General features: G+C 64.6%; 18 protein-coding genes. 2 read left to right on the top strand and 16 right to left on the bottom strand.

The features are described 5' to 3' along the window. Window positions 1-9: 9 nt before the first annotated feature. From M1D74_RS04725 to M1D74_RS04650, 16 genes are all read right to left on the bottom strand, one after another. On the bottom strand, window positions 10-954 hold the full coding sequence (locus M1D74_RS04725; RefSeq protein ID WP_458116671.1) for a Ppx/GppA phosphatase family protein: 945 nt from the start codon (window positions 952-954) through the stop codon (window positions 10-12). Between the two features lies 1 nt (window position 955). After that, on the bottom strand, window positions 956-1,606 hold the full coding sequence (locus tag M1D74_RS04720) for a DUF501 domain-containing protein (RefSeq protein ID WP_309071635.1): 651 nt from the start codon (window positions 1,604-1,606) through the stop codon (window positions 956-958). A 50-nt stretch (window positions 1,607-1,656) separates the two neighbouring features. After that, window positions 1,657-2,289, bottom strand: a complete 633-nt coding sequence (locus M1D74_RS04715) for an FtsB family cell division protein (RefSeq protein ID WP_458116670.1) — start codon at window positions 2,287-2,289, stop codon at window positions 1,657-1,659. Between the two features lie 202 nt (window positions 2,290-2,491). After that, the gene (eno, locus tag M1D74_RS04710) at window positions 2,492-3,772 is read right to left on the bottom strand and encodes a phosphopyruvate hydratase (RefSeq protein ID WP_309071637.1); all 1,281 of its coding nucleotides are present in this window, start codon (window positions 3,770-3,772) and stop codon (window positions 2,492-2,494) included. Window positions 3,773-3,927: 155 nt separating this feature from the next. Further along, complete coding sequence (locus M1D74_RS04705; protein WP_458116669.1) at window positions 3,928-4,629, bottom strand: MazG nucleotide pyrophosphohydrolase domain-containing protein; 702 nt, start codon at window positions 4,627-4,629, stop codon at window positions 3,928-3,930. After that, a complete protein-coding gene (locus M1D74_RS04700; protein WP_458116668.1) occupies window positions 4,626-5,753 on the bottom strand; it encodes an adenosine deaminase in 1,128 nt (375 codons plus the stop codon). The genes M1D74_RS04705 and M1D74_RS04700 overlap by 4 nt, the downstream gene beginning before the upstream one ends. Before the next feature lie 8 nt (window positions 5,754-5,761). Further along, window positions 5,762-6,481 carry a DedA family protein gene (locus M1D74_RS04695; RefSeq protein ID WP_458116667.1) on the bottom strand — a complete coding sequence of 240 codons (720 nt, stop codon included), beginning with the start codon at window positions 6,479-6,481 and terminating at the stop codon, window positions 5,762-5,764. 238 nt (window positions 6,482-6,719) lie between these two features. Next, on the bottom strand, window positions 6,720-8,006 hold the full coding sequence (locus M1D74_RS04690) for a thymidine phosphorylase (protein WP_309070969.1): 1,287 nt from the start codon (window positions 8,004-8,006) through the stop codon (window positions 6,720-6,722). Then, entirely contained in the window at window positions 8,003-8,452 is a 450-nt protein-coding gene (locus M1D74_RS04685; protein ID WP_458117136.1) for a cytidine deaminase, read from the bottom strand. Before M1D74_RS04685 ends, M1D74_RS04690 begins: the two co-directional genes overlap by 4 nt. A 51-nt stretch (window positions 8,453-8,503) precedes the next feature. Next, window positions 8,504-9,787 (bottom strand): ABC transporter permease, encoded by a 1,284-nt coding sequence (locus tag M1D74_RS04680; RefSeq protein WP_458116666.1) that lies wholly within the window; start codon window positions 9,785-9,787, stop codon window positions 8,504-8,506. Further along, window positions 9,784-11,088, bottom strand: coding sequence for an ABC transporter permease (locus M1D74_RS04675; RefSeq protein WP_458116665.1), 1,305 nt, complete (start codon window positions 11,086-11,088; stop codon window positions 9,784-9,786). Before M1D74_RS04675 ends, M1D74_RS04680 begins: the two co-directional genes overlap by 4 nt. Then, window positions 11,085-12,689, bottom strand: coding sequence for an ABC transporter ATP-binding protein (locus tag M1D74_RS04670; protein ID WP_458116664.1), 1,605 nt, complete (start codon window positions 12,687-12,689; stop codon window positions 11,085-11,087). The genes M1D74_RS04675 and M1D74_RS04670 overlap by 4 nt, the downstream gene beginning before the upstream one ends. A 174-nt stretch (window positions 12,690-12,863) precedes the next feature. Continuing rightward, window positions 12,864-13,976, bottom strand: coding sequence for a BMP family lipoprotein (locus M1D74_RS04665; RefSeq protein WP_458116663.1), 1,113 nt, complete (start codon window positions 13,974-13,976; stop codon window positions 12,864-12,866). Window positions 13,977-14,208: 232 nt separating this feature from the next. Continuing rightward, window positions 14,209-15,243: an LLM class flavin-dependent oxidoreductase gene (locus M1D74_RS04660; RefSeq protein ID WP_458116662.1), complete on the bottom strand. Its 1,035-nt coding sequence runs from the start codon at window positions 15,241-15,243 to the stop codon at window positions 14,209-14,211. A gap of 103 nt (window positions 15,244-15,346) precedes the next feature. Further along, a complete protein-coding gene (locus tag M1D74_RS04655; RefSeq protein WP_458117135.1) occupies window positions 15,347-16,492 on the bottom strand; it encodes an amidohydrolase in 1,146 nt (381 codons plus the stop codon). Between the two features lie 136 nt (window positions 16,493-16,628). Further along, window positions 16,629-17,750, bottom strand: a complete 1,122-nt coding sequence (locus M1D74_RS04650; RefSeq protein WP_458116661.1) for a mannose-1-phosphate guanylyltransferase — start codon at window positions 17,748-17,750, stop codon at window positions 16,629-16,631. 217 nt (window positions 17,751-17,967) lie between these two features. Between M1D74_RS04650 and sdhC the strand changes: the two genes are divergently transcribed. Both sdhC and M1D74_RS04640 read left to right on the top strand, forming a co-directional pair. After that, window positions 17,968-18,348 (top strand): succinate dehydrogenase, cytochrome b556 subunit, encoded by a 381-nt coding sequence (gene sdhC, locus M1D74_RS04645; protein ID WP_309070963.1) that lies wholly within the window; start codon window positions 17,968-17,970, stop codon window positions 18,346-18,348. 3 nt (window positions 18,349-18,351) lie between these two features. Next, window positions 18,352-18,819, top strand: a complete 468-nt coding sequence (locus M1D74_RS04640; RefSeq protein ID WP_309070962.1) for a succinate dehydrogenase hydrophobic membrane anchor subunit — start codon at window positions 18,352-18,354, stop codon at window positions 18,817-18,819. Window positions 18,820-18,849: the final 30 nt, after the last annotated feature.

Genomic DNA, 18,849 nt, shown 5'->3' with positions numbered 1-18,849 from the left:
GTGCTTACGTCACTTCCGCCGGGCGGCGCTGAGCGCGATGCCATCGAGGATGTCGTGTTCACTCGCGACGGCGCTCCGAACACGGCCTTCTGTGGCTTCGGCCACCCGCCGCACGATCGTGCGCCAGATCAGCGCGCCCGCACCGATCACGTCCACGCGTCCGGGATGCATATACGGCAGGGCCTTGCGCTCGGCCCGGGAGAGGTGCAGCAGCGAGGTTGCGGCGCCGTCGATCTCGTCCAGCGTGAGCTCCGTACCGTGGATCCGCTCCGACTGGTATTCCGGAAGCTTCAGCGCGTGCGCCGTGACGGTGGTGATGCTGCCCGCGACGCCGATGATGCCCTGCACAGAGGAGAGATCCACGTCAGCGTCAGCCTCGCCGATCATCCTGTTGATCTCTACCTCGGCGTCGGCGATCTCTTGGTGCGTCGGCGGGTCGGAGAGCAGAAACCGCTCCGTAAAGCGAACACAACCCATGTCCGTACTGCGCGCCGTGGTCACCTGGCTGCCGGTGCCGACCACGAACTCGGTGCTTCCACCGCCGAGGTCTACCACGAGCACCGGTGCATCGCTGTCACTGGCCAGCACGCTTGCGGCTCCGGAGAACGAAAGTTCTGCCTCCTCGCTTCCGCTGACCACCTCCGGTTCAATGCCGAGACGATCCCGTACTCCGGAGACGAAGACCTCCCGATTGCTTGCATCGCGGGTAGCGGAGGTCGCTACGAAGCGGACCTTCTCGGCGTCGTGCTCATGAATCAGGGCAGCGTACTCATCGACAGCTCCAAAGGTCCTGTCCAACGCCGCCTCGGCGAGCCTGCCCGTCGCGTCAACGCCCTCCCCGAGGCGCACCACGCGCATCAGGCGAACCACGTCGGTGAGCCCTGCTCCGCCGTCGACGTCGGCGATCAGCAGGCGGATGGAATTGGTCCCACAATCGATGGCTGCAGTACGCATATCAGGCCTTCCCTTCTCCCGAACGTCGTTCGGCGCGTTTCCTGTCGAGTTCCTCGGGGCTCAGGCCCTGCGTCTTCACGTGCCGGCTCAGGTCGCGGTCGGGAGCGGCACCGCTCACGTCCCAGGCACCCGCGCAGCGGCACTCGTCAACCGTCCACCACTCCGAGATGGCCTCAAGCGCCTCATCTCCCAGCGGGTTCACCCCGGGGCCTGCTGCGAGGGAGTGCCCCACCAGCACGTGCAGGCACTTCACCCGGGTAGGCATACCGCCGGCGGAGACGCCGTCAATCTCTGGTACCGGACCTATTCCGCTGCGCATCCCGATCTCCGAGCGCGCCCGCAGGTAGGCCTCGTGCGCCCGGCGGTACCGGTCAGCGAGACCAGGGTCGCGTTCGAGGCGCTCCGTCATCTCCATCATGGTCCCGCCGGCTTCGAGTCGGGACACCGCGGCAGTGATGACCGGATGCGTCAGGTAATAGGTAGTGGGAAAGGGAATGCCGTTACTGAGCCGCGGCGCCGTGGTGGCCACCAGCGGATTCCCGCAGACGCACCGGGCGCCGATTTCGACGACGTCGCGGACCGGGCGCCCCAACTGCCGGCTGAGCGTCTCCAGATCAGCCGTTGTGGGTGCAAGCGGGTTGCGTTCCGTCACTGCGGTCCTTCCTGTGCCTTCATTCGTTGGGGTATCCCGACGAACCAAGGTTAGTCGGTGGCGGCGCGCTCCACGGATTCCCAGAGTGCGTCCGCCCAGGGCAGGTCCTCCGGCGCCGCGTCTGAGCGCTGTTCCTCGGAAGGTTCAACTGCGGTCCCACCCTTGACGAGGTAGCGGGTCTCCCCCGGCATCACGAGGAAGAGACGGTCGCGGGCCTGCTGTTTGATGTAGGCGGGATCTTCCCAGCGGGCGATCGCCGTCTCGAGGCCGTCCTGCTCCTGCTGCAGTGCGGTGATGCGGTCCTGCAGGGCATCCGTTTCCGCCTGCTGCTGCAGGAATGTGCGGACGGAAGGCGCCAGCAACACGGTGATGGTGACGAGCACGACGGCGAGGGCCAGCAACCGCCCGGAGAAGGCTTTGGCGGGAATGGGCTCCGCATCTTCCGCAGGGACGATGGCACGTTCCGATGGCCTACGGAAAGGAGCGCTGGCTGTCCGGATGGCCCCGGCCAGCTGGGAACGCTCAGCGGCTCGAGCCTCGGACGGTGATGCCTTCGGTCGCATGGCAGCGGCAGAGGTGGTCCGGGGCTTCGACGGCGCCGTCGGCGAACCCTTGGCGTGCGATGTGTCCTTGGCGTGCGATGTGCCTGAGGCACTGGAAGAGTTCGAGGGGCTGGAACGCACTGAAGCGCCCTGGGGACCAGGGCGCTTCAAAGGCGTAGCCGACTGCCTCTGCCCATCGGTGCGCGCTCGTGCTGTGCGCGGAACACTGGGGCGTCGGGTGGACATCGGACTCCTCGCTCAAGCTATGCCATGCCGCCGGCCGGGGGTGGATCCCGGTCTGACGGCTACCTGCTTAACGAGGGTATCGCCCTCAGCCCGGTGATCAGGCAGTGAAACGCGGAAAGGCGGAACGGCCTGCGTAGCGTGCGGCGTCGTCCAGCTCTTCCTCGATGCGCAGGAGCTGGTTGTACTTGGCAACACGCTCTGAACGGGCGGGTGCACCGGTCTTGATCTGACCGGCGTTCGTGGCCACGCAGATGTCCGCGATGGTGGTGTCTTCGGTTTCGCCCGAGCGGTGCGAGGTGATGGTCGTGTAGCCGGAACGCTGGGCCAGCGAGATAGCGTCGAGCGTCTCGGTGAGCGTGCCGATCTGGTTGACCTTCACCAGCAGCGAGTTGGCTGTGTCGGCCTTGATACCGCGATCCAGGCGGACCGGGTTGGTCACGAAGAGATCGTCGCCAACGAGCTGGACCTTGCTGCCGAGGGTCTCGGTGAGGGCCTTCCAGCCGTCCCAGTCTTCCTCGTCCAGCGGATCCTCGATGGAGACCAGCGGGTAGTCGCGTACCAGCTCTTCGTAGTAGGCGCGCATGGAAGCGGAATCGAGCGTCTTGCCCTCGAAGTGGTAGGCACCGTCCTTGTAGAACTCCGAGGCGGCAACGTCCAGCGCGAAGGCGATGTCGGTGCCCGGAGTGTAGCCGGCACGCTCGATGGCCGTGGTGATGAGGTCGAGCGCGTCGCGGTTGGAGGGCAGGTTCGGAGCGAAGCCGCCCTCGTCGCCCAGGCCGGTGGCCAGGCCCTTCTCGTTCAGCACCTTCTTGAGCTCGTGGTAAACCTCGACGCCCCAGCGCAGGCCTTCCGAGTAGGACTCGGCACCCAGGGGAACAATCATGAATTCCTGGATGTCGACGTCGGAATCGGCATGCGATCCGCCGTTGAGGATGTTCATGAGCGGAACGGGCAGTACGTGCGCGTTGGGGCCGCCCAGGTAGCGGTACAGGGGCAGTGCGGAGGACTCGGCGGCTGCGCGGGCAATCGCCAGGGATACACCGAGCATGGCGTTGGCGCCCAGGTTCGACTTGTTCTCGGTGCCGTCCAGGTCGATCATGGCCTGGTCGATGGCGCGCTGGTCTCCGGCGTCGAAGCCGAGCAGTGCAGGCTGGATCTGCTCGATGACGGCCTCAACAGCCTGGAGGACGCCCTTGCCGAGGTAGCGGTCCTTGTCTCCGTCGCGGCGCTCGTTCGCCTCGAAGGCACCGGTGGACGCACCGGAGGGAACTGCTGCGCGGCCGAAGGTGTCGTCGTCGAGCAGAACCTCAACCTCAACCGTGGGATTGCCGCGGGAGTCAAGGATTTCACGTGCGTGAATGGCATCAATGATTGCCATGGAAATGCTCCTGTTCATCAAGGGATCTATGAATTTTCTTCATATGGACAGCGAAAAACGTGCTCAGCCCTGACGGAGCTGATGCGTCTGCGCGGGGATTCGTACTCAGCCTAATTGAAAGCGGGTATCAATGACCGTCCGTGACGGAGGTCATTTCATTCCGGGACATCCGTGCCCTGAATTCCTCGAGCCCCGTGGCGCTCCTGGTACCTGCGCACCGCGAGGCGCAGGGCGCGTTCCGGATCCAGTCCGGAGCCGACGGCGCGGCCGACGACGGCGAACAGCATCTCCCCGAGCTCGTCCTCCGACAGTGGACTCGCGTCATCGGCTGGTACGGCGCCCTCTGCCGTGTCGAGGGCCCCATCACGCTGTGCCCGCTTGAGTGTCTTGGCCGCGAAGGCGAGCGCCGGAAGCCCGGGCGGGATGCTGGCGAACGGCGTGGATCCGGCGGGTCGCTCCTGACGCTTGATGCTGTGCCAGGCGGCTTCGATCTCCTCAACCGATGCCGGGAACGATTCCCTGAGGGCCCCGTCCGGAGTAAAGATATGAGCGTTGCGCCTGATCATCTTCTCCGTGAGACCCTCAATGACCTCAGCCATGGCGAAGGATCCGCGTTCCTCCTGCAGGCGCGCGTGAAGCAACACCTGCAGGAGGACGTCGCCCAGTTCCGAGCGCAGCTCGTCGGCGTTCCTGGCACCGTCCAGCACGTCGAGGAGTTCGTAGCACTCCTCGACGAGATACTCCGCGAGGGACTCATGCGTCAGCGCGCCCATCCAGGGGCAGTGCTCACGCAGTTGCCCGATCACGTCGAGCAGTCGCTCGAGGGAAGCGCCTGCCTGCCGTGCTCTTTCCGTCATGCTCCGCCGGCGCCGTCGTACCCCTGCGCAATGAGCTCAGCGAGTGCGGTGCGGCTGTCGAGCGGCAGGAAGGAGGCCTCTACTGCGTTGAGCGTGAACTCAAGCAGGTCATCGAGGTCATAGTCGAAGGTCTCCACGAGGAGTTCGAATTCATCAGTGAGGGTGACGCCGCCCATCAGCCGGTTGTCCGTGTTGATGGTGACGTTGAATCCGAGCTGGTACAGCAGGTCGATCGGGTGGCTGGCAATGTCTTTGCCGAACGATTCGATGGCTCCTGTCTGCAGGTTCGACGACGGGCAGATTTCCAGGGCGATGCCCCTGTCGCGTACCCAGGCGGCGACCTGACCGAGTGTGGCCATTCCGACCGGAGAATCCGTGCCGTTGTCGTCGAAATCGACGGTGATGTCCTCAGCAATGCGTACGCCGTGGCCCAGCCGCTGGGCGCGGCCGTTCACGAGTGCATCGACAATACTGTCGACGCCGGCTGCCTCGCCCGCGTGCACCGTTGCGGGGAACTGGTGCTGGGCCAGGTAGGTGAAGGCATCAGCGAACCGTGCGGGCGGGAAGCCGTCTTCGGCGCCGGCGATGTCGAAGCCCACGGCACCGCGGTCGCGGTGACGGACGGCCAGCTCGGCGATCTCCTGGCCGCGGTCAGCGTGCCTCATGGCGGTGATGAGCTGACCGACCTGAATGGTCCGGCCGCCTGCGGCGACGGCTTCGACGCCGGCGTCGAGACCTTCCTGGACTGCCTCGACGGCCTCATCCAGCGACAGGCCCTTGGCCAGGTGCTGCTCGGGTGCCCAGCGCACCTCGCCGTAGACCACGCCGTCGTCGGCAAGATCCTCAACGAACTCCTTCGCTACCCGCACCAGGGCTTCATGGGTCTGCATGACCGCTATGGTGTGGTCGAAAGTCTCCAGGTAGCGCACCAGCGAACCGGAATCCGCCGAATCGCGGAACCACTGGCCGAGCGCAACCGGATCGGTCGACGGCAGCTCATGGCCTACTGCTTGCGCCAGTTCGATGATCGTCGCCGGGCGCAGGCCGCCGTCGAGGTGATCGTGCAGCGAGACTTTCGGCAGCTCGCGGATGTCGAAGGTGATGTCGGTAGCAAGGGAAGTCATAGGTTCAGTCACAGGCCAAGACTACGCGAGGCCAAAGGCGCTTCCGCAGGCGTGGCAACGCTCTCCAGCGTCGATGCTTCACACTGCAGGGGCGCCGGGCGCGGCCGGGTGGGCGTGGATCCCCGGACTGCGCTGATGACACGGTCCACGATGAACCCCAGGACCACCGCGACGGCGATGGCGACGGTAACACCCAGCAGATGGTTGTCTTCAAACCAGGCTCCGGCGAGGGCGCCTATCCCGACCGAATAGGTGCCCCACGCGATAGCCGAGATAGCAGTCAGTGCAACGAACCGGCGTCGCGAATAGCCGGTTGCACCGGCGGTGAGGTTGACCGCCACCCGTCCGAAGGGAATGAACCGCCCCACAAGGATGAGTGACGCCGCGCGCTTCTCGAGTTCGTAACCGGCCCATTCAAACGCCTTCTGCGAGCGCGGGCGGCGCATCCAGCGGAACCGGTGCGTCCCGACTCCCCGCCCCATGAGGTAGGCCACGTTGTCGCCGACAAAAGCACCGAGCGAAGAAACCAGGATCAGAAGCCAGGCGTTCGGCACACCCTCGGTAATCACGAGCGAGGCCAGCCCCACCACCACCGACTCACTGGGGAAGGGCGGGAAGAACCCGTCAACCGTGCAGCAGACGAAGACCAGCAGGTAGACCCACGGCTGCTCTGCGGTGCTGAGGATGAAATCGCTCAGCCCATTCGTGACAGCACTTATGGCGTCCACTACCTGCGCTCCTTGGATTGTGCGGATGGCTCCGGAGGCCGCCGCCTGACGTGGTCTGGAACTCCTTAAACCATGCCAGCAGCGGATGAAAGGGGTCCATGGGTTATGACCCCGGCGCACCCCTGATTCAACCTTTTTCCAAGGTTATGGTTTGGACCGTTCCCATCGCGTCGACCGAAGGGCTGATCTTCCCTGCCGCCTCCTCCGCCCCCGGGACTAGGGGCGATCCCTGACAGGGTCAGGCGATGCGGTCGATGATGAGCTCCTGCGCCGGACGTGAACCCTCCGGAGCAATGACGACGGCGGCTTCCAATGCTTCACGCGCGCGGTCGAACTTCTCGGGGGTATCAGTCAGCAGTGTCATCAGCGGCTCACCTGCACGAACCGAGGCTCCCGGCTTCGCATGAAGGCGGACACCGGCCCCGGCCTGCACCGCGTCCTCCTTGCGTGCTCGTCCGGCACCCAGGCGCCAGGCGGCTACACCGACGGCCAGTGCGTCAAGCTCTACGAGCACGCCGTCGGCCGGCGCATAGACCGTCTCGGATTCCTTCGCTACCGGAAGGGCCGCGCGGGGGTCTCCACCCTGGGCCTCGATCATGCGGTTCCAGACGTCCATGGCGCGCCCGTCCCTGAGAGCCCGGGCCGGGTCAGCATCGTTCACACCTGCCGCAGCGAGCATCTCCTCGGCGAGGCGCACGGTCAGCTCGACGACGTCCTGGGGTCCCCCGCCGGCCAGCACCTCGACGGACTCCTCGACCTCGATGGCGTTACCCGCCGTCAAGCCGAGCGGAGTCGACATGTTGGTCAACAGGGCGACGGTTTTGACTCCAGCATCCGTGCCGAGCGCCACCATGGTCTCGGCCAGTTCCCGCGCCTGCGTCTGGTCCTTCATGAACGCTCCGCTGCCGACCTTTACATCGAGGACGAGGGAGCCGGTTCCCTCAGCGATCTTCTTGCTCATGATCGAGGAGGCGATCAGCGGAATGGCTTCAACGGTTCCTGTCACATCCCGCAGGGCGTAGAGCTTCTTGTCCGCCGGGGCCAGTCCGGCGCCCGCCGCGCAGATGACGGCACCGACGTCGGCCAGCTGGGCCATCATCTCGTCGTTCGAGAGCTGGGCCCGCCAGCCGGGAATGGATTCGAGCTTATCCAGGGTGCCACCGGTGTGGCCAAGGCCGCGACCGGAGAGTTGCGGCACGGCAACACCGAAGACCGCAACGAGCGGCGCCAGCGGGAGCGTGATCTTGTCACCCACTCCCCCGGTCGAGTGCTTGTCGCTGGTCGGTTTTCCGAGCGAAGAGAAATTCATCCGCTCGCCGCTGGCAATCATGGCTGCCGTCCACCGGGAAATCTCCGTACGGTCCATCCCGTTCAGCAGGATTGCCATGTTGAGGGCCGCCATCTGCTCATCCGCGATTGCGCCGCGGGTGTACGCGTCGATGGTCCAGTCGATCTGCGCCGGGCTCAGCGTGCCCCGGTCGCGCTTGATGCGGATGATGTCAACGGCATCGAACTGCTCGCTCATGTGGTGATTCCTGACTCTGTGTTGCCGGCGCTTGAGGTGCCCGTGTCTGCGAGGTGCTGGGGGCCGAACGCGTCCGGCAGCACCTCGTCCATGGTTCTGATACCGCTTACTGTCATCAGCAGCATGCCCGGTGCACGAAATTCGTACAGCAGCTGCCTGCAGCGCCCGCACGGCATCAAGGCATTGCCGTTACCGTCCACGCAGCTGAAAGCAACCAGCCTGCCGCCGCCGGTCATCTGGAGTTGGCTCACCAGGGAGCACTCGGCGCACAGGGTGAGTCCGTAGGATGCGTTCTCAACATTGCAGCCCGAGACGATCCGCCCATCGTCGGTCAGGGCAGCGGCTCCCACCGGGAAGGAGGAGTAGGGGACGTACGCGTTGCGCATGGCCGCCGTTGCCGCCTCTGCCAACTCCTCCCAGGGGAGGTCCGCTTCAGGTGGCGTCATCGGGGCGGTAGCGTCCGTCGTCGTCGGGCTTTCATCACGTGCGCTCACGGGCTACTCCTTGACGTAAGGGATGCCGCCGGCTGCGGGCGGTCGGGAACGTCCCACGAGCCCAGCGACGGCCAGGATCGTCACGATGTACGGCAGCATGGCCAGGAACTGGCTCGGAACGTCCGTGCCGATGATGGACAGGACAAAGCGCAGGTTGGTCGCGAAGCCGAAGAGCAGTGCCGCGAAGAACGCGCCGATCGGATTCCAGCGTCCGAAGATGAGAGCGGCAAGTGCGATGTAGCCCTGCCCTGCAGTCATGTCCCGGGTGAAGGAACTGACCGACACAAGCGTGAAGAACGCGCCGCCGAAACCGGCGACCGCGCCGCCCAGAAGCACGTTCCAGAACCGTGTTGCGTTCACCTTGATGCCCATGGTGTCCGCGGCTTGTGGGTGCTCACCGACCGCTCGCACGCGCAGCCCCCACTTGGTCCGGTAGAGCCCGATCCAGATGACGATCACCGCTGCGTACATGAAGTAGCCGACGATGCTCTGCTGAAAAAGGATGGGGCCGATGATCGGGATGTCCGCAAGGAGAGGAATGCGGACCTCCGGAAGACCCGGCGGCGAGTTGAAAGTAGCGGAGTCGCGGCTGAGCAGCGTGGACGCCAGGAACCCGGTCAGTCCGGATACCAGCACGTTGAGCACAACACCGACGATGATCTGGTTGACCAGATACTTGATGCTGAAGATCGCCAGAACGAGCGATACCAGCACGCCGGCGAACGCCGCCGCGATCAGGCCGACGTAGGCGTTACCCGACACGGAGGCAGCGACGGCGGCGGCGAAGGCTCCGGAGAGAAGCTGTCCCTCGATCGCGATGTTCACGACGCCGACACGCTCGCACAATACGCCCGAGAGCGACCCGAAAATCAGCGGAATCGCGAGGGTCACTGAGCCGGCGACGAGGCCGGCAAGCGAGATGGAGGGCCGGTCGGCAATGCCGACCACCCAGGTGAGGAAGCCGACCACGAAGAGGACCGCGTACGCGATGCCCGCCCAGCGGTTGATCCTCCGGCCGCCGCGCACCTGCAGAAAGGCATAGACCGCAATCGCGATGAGCGCGACTGCCACAACCCAGCCGACGACGTTGGCGGGCAGCGCGATATCCGCGAGGCGGAAGCGGTCCGAGTCATCCGACACCCGGAAGACCGCGGTGGCCGCCGGACCGCCGATCGCGAAGACGAACAGGGCGATCAGCGCCCCGACACCGAATCCAATCGGTGCCTTCCAGTTCCGGGTAGAGGGTCCGGCTACACCCGGATCAGTAACGGTTGCTGCGATGCTCATGCTGCACCTCCGGATACCAGCTGATTCTTGCTGCCCTTGCGCGTCTTGGCCGTCTTCTTCTGATCGATCCGGAAGATCGCCTTGACCAGCGGCGGAGCGGCGATGAAGAGAACAATCAGTGACTGGACTACCAGCACGATGTCGATGGGCGTGCCCGTCAGGGTCTGCATCTGGACGCCGCCGGCACGGAATGCCCCGAACAGGACTCCGGCGAAGAAGACGCCCCACGGGTGGGACCGGCCCAGCAGCGCGACAGTGATGGCGTCGAACCCGAAGCTGGCGGCGATGCCGCTGGTCAGCACCCGTTCGGTACCCGCCACCTGCGCCACGCCGGCGAGACCGGCGAGGCCGCCCGCCAGCATCATGACGACGACGTATCCCTTGGTCACGCTGATTCCCGCGGTGCGTGCCGCGAACGGGTTGGCGCCGACAGCGCGAAGTTCGAAGCCGACCGTCGACCGGTTGAGCAGCCACCAGACGCCGTACGTTGCCGCAATCGCCACGAGGAAGCCTAGGTGCAGGCGGAACTGGGGGCCGAGGATCTGGGGGAACACAGCGGTGTCGTCCAGGCGGGGGCTGATCGGGTTCGACGATCCCGGGTTCTGGAACGACGGCGTGGTGAGGAGGAACCCGACCAGGTAGATCGCGATGTAATTCAGCATGATGGTCACGATGACCTCGTGGGCACCGGTACGTGCCTTGAGAAGACCGGGAATGACACCCCACAGCGCACCGCCCACAAACCCGGCGAGTACCACGAACAGAAGGTGAAGGCCGAACGGCAGGTGCCAGGAGAAGCCGATCCATCCTGCAAACATGGCTCCGAGGATGATCTGGCCCTGCGCGCCGATGTTGAACAGCCCGGCGCGGAACGCCACCGCCACGCCGAGGCCCGCAAGGATCAGGGGTGTGGCGACTGTCAACGTTTCGGTCAGCGGGCGGAACATCAGCCCGAGGGAGTCAGCGCCCGGATTGAACACAGCACCCTGGAAGAGAGCGGCGTACGCTCCGCTGGCTGCTTCCCAGGCGGCCAAGAGCGTGTCACCCGGCCGGCTGAAGAAATAGGTCGATGCAGCCGCGACGTCCTCGTCAGTGAGTGCGATCAGGAGGCCGCCAAGAATGATCGACAGGACGACGGCGAGAATTGCCACCAGCGAGGAACCAGTGGCGATGCTCTTGAGGATGCCCCTGCCGCGGTCCTCCTGATCCGGTGCCGGCGTCGTATCGCCTGTTCCGGGAATGGGCGGCGGCGCGGCGGTCTCTTCCGACGCGGAGCCGGCGTTGGGTCTATTGACGCTCATCGGTCTTCCTCTCCGGTAACCCGGTGCGCTCCTGCAGCCCGGTGCCCGCCGGCTGCCCGGTTTCGCTCTTCCACCGCGGAGGCGTCCTGCCGCAGTGCTTCCTCTGCCGTCATACCGGCCATCATGAGACCGAGCACGTCGCGCGGCGTATCGCCTGGCACCACGCCCATGAGTTCTCCTCCATGCAGCACCGCAATGCGATCCGCAAGTTCACTGATTTCATCGAGTTCGGTGGACACGATCATGACGGGCGTCCCGGCATCGCGCTCTGCAACGATCCGCTTATGGAGGAACTCGATTGACCCGACGTCCACGCCGCGTGTGGGCTGGGATGCAATGAAGAGGTTCAGTGGCCGCGAGAGTTCCCGGGCCAGGACCACCTTCTGCTGGTTACCGCCGGACAGCGTGCTGACCGGTGCCTCGGCACTCTGCGTCCGCACATCGAACTCGGTGACTTTTTCCTGCGCGTTCCTGAGAACCACGGACGGCTTCATGGCGAACCCCTTCGCGAAGGGGGGCTCGTTGTACCAGTTGAGGATCATGTTCTCCGCGATGGAGAAGCTCCCCACGAGGCCGTCGATCTTGCGGTCTTCCGGGACGAATCCAACGCCTTCGCGGATGATGTCCTTGACCTTCATCCCCAGCAGTTCCTTGCCCTTCAATTGCACGGACCCGGATGCGTGCGGGTGCAGCCCAAGGATCGCCTCGGTGAGTTCGGTCTGCCCGTTGCCCTGCACGCCGGCGACTGCGAGGATCTCGCCTTTCGCGATCTCGAAGCTGACGTTGTCCAGCAGGTTCTGCCCGCCCGATCCCGGGACGGTGAGGTTCCGAACGACGAAAGTGGTGTCGCCCGGGGTTGCCGGCGCCTTGTTGAGGCTAAGGCTCACCTGACGCCCGACCATCATGGAAGCGAGGTCACTGGTGCTGGCACTGGGCTCAACAGTTCCGACGACGGCGCCCCGCCGAATCACGGTAATGACGTCGGACACTGCCTTCACTTCCCGCAGTTTGTGCGAGATGAAGACGATCGCTGTACCGCCGGCTTTGAGCTCCTCGATGATCTGGATGAGTTCATCGGTTTCCTGGGGGGTGAGCACCGCGGTCGGCTCGTCCAGGATCAGCACTTCCGCCTTGCGGACCAGTGCCTTGATGATTTCCACGCGCTGCTGCACGCCGACGGGAAGGTCTTCAACGAGGGCGTCGGGGTCGACGTCGAATCCATAGCGGTCGGAAATCTCGCGGATACGCGCGCGGGTCTTATCGAGGTCGAGGATGCCGCCCGCCTTGGTGTGCTCGTCGCCGAGCGCGACGTTCTCGGCAACCGTAAAGACCGGGATGAGCATGAAGTGCTGGTGCACCATGCCGATTCCCACGGCCATCGCGTCGCCGGGTCCGCGGAAAGTGACGGGCTTTCCGTCGACGAGGATTTGTCCGTCCGTGGGCTCATACAGTCCGTAGAGGACGTTCATGAGCGTCGACTTGCCTGCGCCGTTTTCGCCGAGGAGGCAATGCACCTCTCCGGGGTTCACCACCAGATCAATATTGTCATTGGCAACCAGCGAGCCAAAGCGCTTGGTGATTCCCTGCAGTTCGAGCTTCACAACCCCAACCAACCTGTCCTTGATGGGAGCTGGTGCGGGAACGGCCAATCTTCAACTGCCCGTTCCCACCGCCAGCTAATACAGAGTCAATTCAAACCGTAACGCGAACACGCCGCCCGTTCCTGCAGGACCGTGGAACCATCCTGGGAAGCGGGCGGCGTGTTCAGTCTGGTGTTACTTGGGGCTTGCCTCAGATTCGACGGTGATCTCGCCGGAGATGATGCCTGCCTTGATCTCTTCCAGTTCGGCAGTCATCTCGTCCGAGACTGCCTCTTCCTGGTCGTGGAACGGAGCAAGTGCAACACCGCCGTTTTCCAGCGTGCCGACGTACGGCTCGTTGCTGAAGTTGCCTTCGACGTCCTCAGAGATGACCTGCTCAACGGCATCGCCCATGAGCTTCATGACCGAGGTCAGGATGAACTCGGTTCCGGTCTCGACGGTCTCGAAGCCGTCCGAGTCAACCCAGATCACTTTGTTGCTGCCGCCGTCTGCGTTGGCTTCCCCAACGGCCTCGATGGTGCCGAGGCCCACGGGACCGGCCACGGGCATGATGATGTCCGCGCCCTCGTTGATGAAGTTCTGCGTGTTGGTCTTGCCTGCAGCCTGGTTCGTGAAGTCGCCGACGAAGGTGCCGGTCTGTGCTTCCTTGTCCCAGCCGAGGAGTTGGACGTCGGCGTCCTTCTGCTCGTTGTAGTAGGCGACACCGTCTGCGAAGCCGTCCATGAAGATGGTCACGGTGGGGATCTGAATGCCGCCGTAGGTCGCGACCTTTCCTGTCTCCGAAGTGCCCGCGGCCAGGTACCCGGCCATGAAGGCTGCCTGCGCCGTGTCGTAGATGATCGGCTTGACGTTGGGAAGGTCGATCTGGTTGTCGTCCACGATCGCGAAGTTGGTCTCCGGGTTGGCCTCCGCGGCTTCTGCCGTAGTGGCGGAGAGCAGGAACCCGACGGTAACGATCATGTCGCAGCCGGCGCTGACCATGGAGTTCACGTTCGGCGTGAAGTCGGTCTCGGCCTGAGACTCGGCCTGGCGGACCTCGATGCCGAGGGACTCTTCAGCGGCCTTGATGCCCTCGTAGCTGGACTGGTTGAACGACTGGTCGTCGAAGCCGCCCGAGTCGGAAACGATGCAGCCGGCGTAGTCGGTAGCCTCGGCAGCGGGATCGGATCCGCCGCCTTCCGTCTCTGCCGGCGGCGCACCGCAACCGGCGAGGAGAAGGGCTGCTGCTCCCAGTGCTGCAACGGACATGCCGGTCCGGCGCCCTGTCAAGCTCCGTGAATTCTTCAATGTTCCTCCGATAAGAAGTAAGCCCACGATCAAGAAGTCAATGAGTGTCCAATTGCGGCTCCCTGATAGGGGTTGCAAGCTCTGTTTTCATTGATGTTCGTGGCGCCGGTCCCGCCTCAGTTTCGGGACTCGATGATGAAGCTTACTCTAGCGCCGGAGTGACCGGGCACACTACCAAATCACCCGCCCGTTCCCACATTGTTCAAGTTTTGTTACCAACGGGTAGGTTGACTTACCGGCCGGCCGGTGCGCCCGTCTGCGCCTCCGCCTGAGACCGTCCCCAGGCGCCGGCGAGGTGGGCCAGGGAATCAATGCGGGAGCCGACGTCGTACGTTGTGCCGGTGATCATGAGCTCCTGCGCTCCGGTGAGCTCCACGAGTTCTTCGAGGCGCGCGGTGACCTGATCGGGCGTGCCGACGGCCTTGATTGCGGGCAGATGCTCAAGCATCAGCTGCTCCTGGTCGCTGAACATACGCTTGGCCGCTTCCTCGGGGGAGACGATCGGCGCGGGACGGCCTGACCGCAAGGACAGTGCCATCACCTTCGCCGGTCCCGCCAGGTATTCAGCCTCCTCCACCGTCTCCGCGGTCAGGGCCGAGGTGGCCAGCATGGCGTAGGGTTCCTCGAGCGCCGGTGAGGGCTGGAAGTTGGCACGGTAAAGGCGCATGACCGCGGCCGGATCCTCGTTACCGAAATGGTGGGCGTAGCTGTACCGAAGGCCGAGCATCCCGGCCAGCTGCGCTGAGTAGCCGCTTGATCCGAGCAGCCAGACGTCAGGGAAGGACGACGGCGCCGGCGTAGCGACGAGCCGCATGGCCCGGTCCGGCGTCCGGTTATCTCCGAGAAGGGCGAGCACCTCGAGAACGTGCTGCGGGAACTCTTCGACGCCCAGACCGTCGGCCTGCCGGCGCAGCGCCATGGCGGTCATCTGGTCGGTGCCCGGCGCACGTCCGATTCCAAGATCTATGCGGCCCGGATGCAGCGCTTCGAGCAGTGCGAACTGCTCAGCAACCACGAAAGGTGCGTGGTTCGGAAGCATCACGCCGCCGGATCCCAGGCGGATCTGAGAGGTCTTCGCTGCGAGGTGCGCGATCAGTACGGCGGGGCTTGTCGATGCAACCGAAGGCATGTTGTGGTGCTCCGCCACCCAGAAGCGGGTGAAACCCAGGGCATCCGCAGCCTCCACCAGCCTCGCGCTGTCAGCGAGCGCATCGGCGCTGGTCCGGCCGGAGCCGACCGTGGCGAGATCGAGAACGGACAGGGGCACGCGGAAATTGTTGGAGCTACTCACGCAGGTTGCCAACCACCGCATCCGGCGATGCATTCCCCGAAGGCGCCGAGGCGTGCGACACTTCCCGGGCGCCGGGGGCTTAGTGCCGGAGGCCCAGTACTGCGCGCATTGCTGCGGCGGCCATGACCCGGATGCCGCACCCGATGGCCTGCTCATCCGGCCGGTAGTCTCCGCGATGCAGATCGTAGGTTTCGCCGCCGGGGGTGCGGGTGCCAAGCCGCATCATGGCGCCGGGGACTTTCTGGGTCATCCACGCAAAGTCCTCGCCCCCCATGGACTGAGGAGTCAGGACCACGGCGTCCGGCCCCAGCTCGGCGCGGGCTGCAGCTTCGATCAGTCCTGTCTCCGCCTCGGTGTTGACCACGGGAGGCACTCCCCTGGTGTGTTCGATCCGAACGTCCACGCCGAAGGGGGCGGCGAGCTGGCGCACCGTCTCATCCATGAGGTCGCCGGCTGCTTCCCAGGCCTCCCCATCGAGGCATCGCATGGTCCCGGACATGAAACCGTGCGCGGGAATCGCGTTGGGCGCTGACCCTGCGTGCATCTGGCCCCACACCACGGACACGGCGCTTCGCACGTCGATGCGGCGGGACAGGACTGCCGGAACGTTGGCCGCGATGTGTGCCAACGCGAAGACCAGGTCCTCGGTGACGTGCGGACGGGAGGTGTGGCCCCCACGGCCGTTAAGCTCGACCCGGACGGTGTCCGAGGCGGACGTGATGGCGCCGATCCGCGTCCCCACCAGGCCGACGTCAATGCGAGGGTCACAGTGCAAGGCCAGAATGCGCGGAACATCGGAAAGCACGCCCTGGGCAATGACGTCCAGGGCTCCGCCGGGCATGGTCTCCTCGGCAGGCTGGAAGATCACGCGCACCCGGCCGTCGAGCGGAGACTCGGCGTCGATCTTGGCCAGTACTAGCGCAACACCGAGCATCACCGTGGTGTGGATGTCATGGCCGCACGCGTGCGCAATGCCCGTGGCAGTTGAAGCGTAGGGCAGGTCCGTCTCTTCGAGGATCGGGAGGGCATCGATGTCCGCCCTCAGGCCGATCCTGATGTCACCGGCGCCGATATCCACGTACAGGCCCGTATCCTCGAGCCGTTTGGGCTTCAGTCCGGCTGATTCCAGCCGCTCAACCAACCGGTCGGTGGTGCGGTACTCCTTGTGGGAAAGTTCGGGGTGCGCGTGGATGTCGCGCCGAAACTTCGTCAGCTCGTCCAGCATCGGAGCCACCCACACGCCAATATGCGGGACGACGGGAGCTTCGGTGGGAGTTTTCTGCACCACACAAGCCTAACCAACCTGCAGGTGAGCGCTCGAACCGTACGTCATTGAGTGACTCGCAGGACCTCCCCGAGCCCTAGAGGACGTCCACATCGCCGCTGGCCCGCAGCGACTCCACCGCCTTCTTCACTTCCTGTGCGTGCTCCTTCGTGGTCACCAAGAGTGCGTCCGGAGTGTCCACAATGACGACGTCGTCAATTCCGATCAGCGCGATGACCCGTTTGGTATCGGAGACCACGATGCCGGAGGCGTTCTCGGAGAACACCCGGGCTCCCTCGCCCATCACCTTGAGATTGCTGTTCTCCATCGCCGGGTTCAGGCGGCCGATTGCGGCGAAGTCACCGACGTCGTCCCAGCTGAAGTTGCCGGGGATCATGGCGACATCACCGGCGGCTGCTGCCGGCTCGGCGACTGCGTAGTCGATCGCGATCTTGGGCAGGGTGGGCCAGACCCTGCGGGCAACCTCGTTGCGTGAGCGGGTATCCCACGCAGCAGCGATCTCCATCAGGCCCGCATACAGGACCGGTTCGTTGGCCTCGAGGTGCTTGAGCATGAGCGCTACCGGCGCGACGAACATGCCCGCGTTCCAGCTGTACTTCCCGCTGTCGATGTATTCGCGGGCAACGGCGACCGACGGCTTTTCGACGAATTCGATGACGGAATGCGCGCTGGGAGCGGAGGCGATGTCCAGGGCGTCCCCTGCGCGGATATAACCGAAGCCGGTGGACGGGTGCGTGGGCAGGATGCCGATCGTCACGATGTACCCCTGGGCGGCCGTATGAACGGCCTCACGGACCGCCGCCTGAAAGTCTTCGACGGGCGCGATCACCTGGTCCGCGGCGAACGATCCCATGATGATGTCCGAGTCCCGGTGGTAGAGGATAGCGGCGGCCAAGCCGATTGCCGCCCCCGAGTCCTTCGGCTCGCTTTCCAGAACGAGGTCCGAGTCCTTGAGCTCGGGCAACTGCGCACGTACGGCCCGGCGGTGAGCCTTACCGGTGACCACCATGACGCGGTTGTCGCTCAGCGGATGCAGCCGCTCATAGGTGGCGCGGATAAGAGTGCTGCCCGATCCGGTGAGATCATGCAGGAACTTCGGTGCTGCCGCGCGGGACAGCGGCCACAGTCGTGTGCCGGTTCCGCCGGCCGGGATGACGCCGTGAAACCGATCCAGGGGGCTACGCTCTTGAGTACTCATCGCTCCCACATTAACAGGAGCCGTAAAAAGACCGGTGAAACCTGGCTTTTACACCTCTCACAGGCACCGGTGTTAACAAGGTCACAACGTAGGGCGCCCTAAATTGAACACCCTACCAACGGAGCCTAGATTAGGCTTGTGGAAAGAGTGCTCTCGCGGGGCGAATTTCCAGCGTGGAAGACGCGCTAACGCCTCTGCGACACAGGGAGGTTTTTCAGTGTCGAAGACACCAGCAGGCACCCTCTACCGCGGCCGCGAAGGCCAGTGGTCCTGGGTTGCGCATCGTATTACCGGCGTCGTGATCTTCTTTTTCCTACTGGTGCATGTACTCGACACCTCGCTGGTACGGGTATCCCCAGAGGCATATGACGTCGTCATCGAGTCCTACAAGAACCCCCTCATGGGCCTCGGAGAGCTGGGGCTGGTTGGCGCAATCGTCTTCCACGCCTTCAACGGCCTCCGCGTCGTTCTGGTGGACTTCTGGAAGAAGGGCCCCAAGTACCAGCGGCAGATGCTGTGGGCCGTCATCGGACTCTGGGCAGTCACCATGATCGCCTTCTCCATCCGCCATCTTTCAGTCGTTTTCGGAGGTCACTAAGCCATGGCTGCTCCCATCGTTGAATCTCCCCGCTCGGGACGCATCTCACCGCAGTACCGGCGCACCGGCGGCTCCAAGGGCAACTTCGAAATGTTCGCATGGCTGTTCATGCGCCTGTCCGGCATCGTCCTGGTTGTACTGATCTTCGTCCACCTCTGGACCAGCATGATCGCCGGAGACGGCATCGAAGGCGTCGATTTCGGCTTCGTGGCAGGCAAATGGGCGGACCCGCTGTGGCAGGTCTGGGACCTCGTCATGCTCTGGCTTGCCATGCTTCACGGCACCAACGGCGTTCGCGTCATCATCAATGACTACGCCGAAAAGGACTCCACCCGGTTCTGGCTCAAGAACATCCTCTACGTGGCGACCGTTGTCATCGTCGTACTCGGCACCCTCGTGATCTTCACGTTTGATCCCTGCCCGGTAGTCAACGGAGTACCGCACGTCGCCGATTACTGCCCGGCGCCCTAACACTCCAGGCGGCTACGCCCGCAGCCAACA

It is taken from the genome of Arthrobacter sp. D2-10 (assembly GCF_054161285.1).
The sequence above is the reverse complement of the archived record's forward strand: the minus strand, read 5'-3'. Positions and strand labels throughout refer to the sequence as shown.

What these genes read in the sequence shown, in the direction of transcription:
- M1D74_RS04725 (WP_458116671.1), bottom strand. Translation starts at nt 954, where the DNA reads ATGCGTACTGCAGCCATCGATTGTGGGACCAATTCCATCCGCCTGCTG.
- eno (WP_309071637.1), bottom strand. Translation starts at nt 3,772, where the DNA reads ATGGCAATCATTGATGCCATTCACGCACGTGAAATCCTTGACTCCCGC.
- M1D74_RS04705 (WP_458116669.1), bottom strand. Translation starts at nt 4,629, where the DNA reads ATGACGGAAAGAGCACGGCAGGCAGGCGCTTCCCTCGAGCGACTGCTC.
- M1D74_RS04700 (WP_458116668.1), bottom strand. Translation starts at nt 5,753, where the DNA reads ATGACTTCCCTTGCTACCGACATCACCTTCGACATCCGCGAGCTGCCG.
- M1D74_RS04690 (WP_309070969.1), bottom strand. Translation starts at nt 8,006, where the DNA reads ATGAGCGAGCAGTTCGATGCCGTTGACATCATCCGCATCAAGCGCGAC.
- M1D74_RS04685 (WP_458117136.1), bottom strand. Translation starts at nt 8,452, where the DNA reads ATGACGCCACCTGAAGCGGACCTCCCCTGGGAGGAGTTGGCAGAGGCG.
- M1D74_RS04680 (WP_458116666.1), bottom strand. Translation starts at nt 9,787, where the DNA reads ATGAGCATCGCAGCAACCGTTACTGATCCGGGTGTAGCCGGACCCTCT.
- M1D74_RS04675 (WP_458116665.1), bottom strand. Translation starts at nt 11,088, where the DNA reads ATGAGCGTCAATAGACCCAACGCCGGCTCCGCGTCGGAAGAGACCGCC.
- M1D74_RS04655 (WP_458117135.1), bottom strand. Translation starts at nt 16,492, where the DNA reads ATGCTGGACGAGCTGACGAAGTTTCGGCGCGACATCCACGCGCACCCC.
- M1D74_RS04650 (WP_458116661.1), bottom strand. Translation starts at nt 17,750, where the DNA reads ATGAGTACTCAAGAGCGTAGCCCCCTGGATCGGTTTCACGGCGTCATC.
- M1D74_RS04640 (WP_309070962.1), top strand. Translation starts at nt 18,352, where the DNA reads ATGGCTGCTCCCATCGTTGAATCTCCCCGCTCGGGACGCATCTCACCG.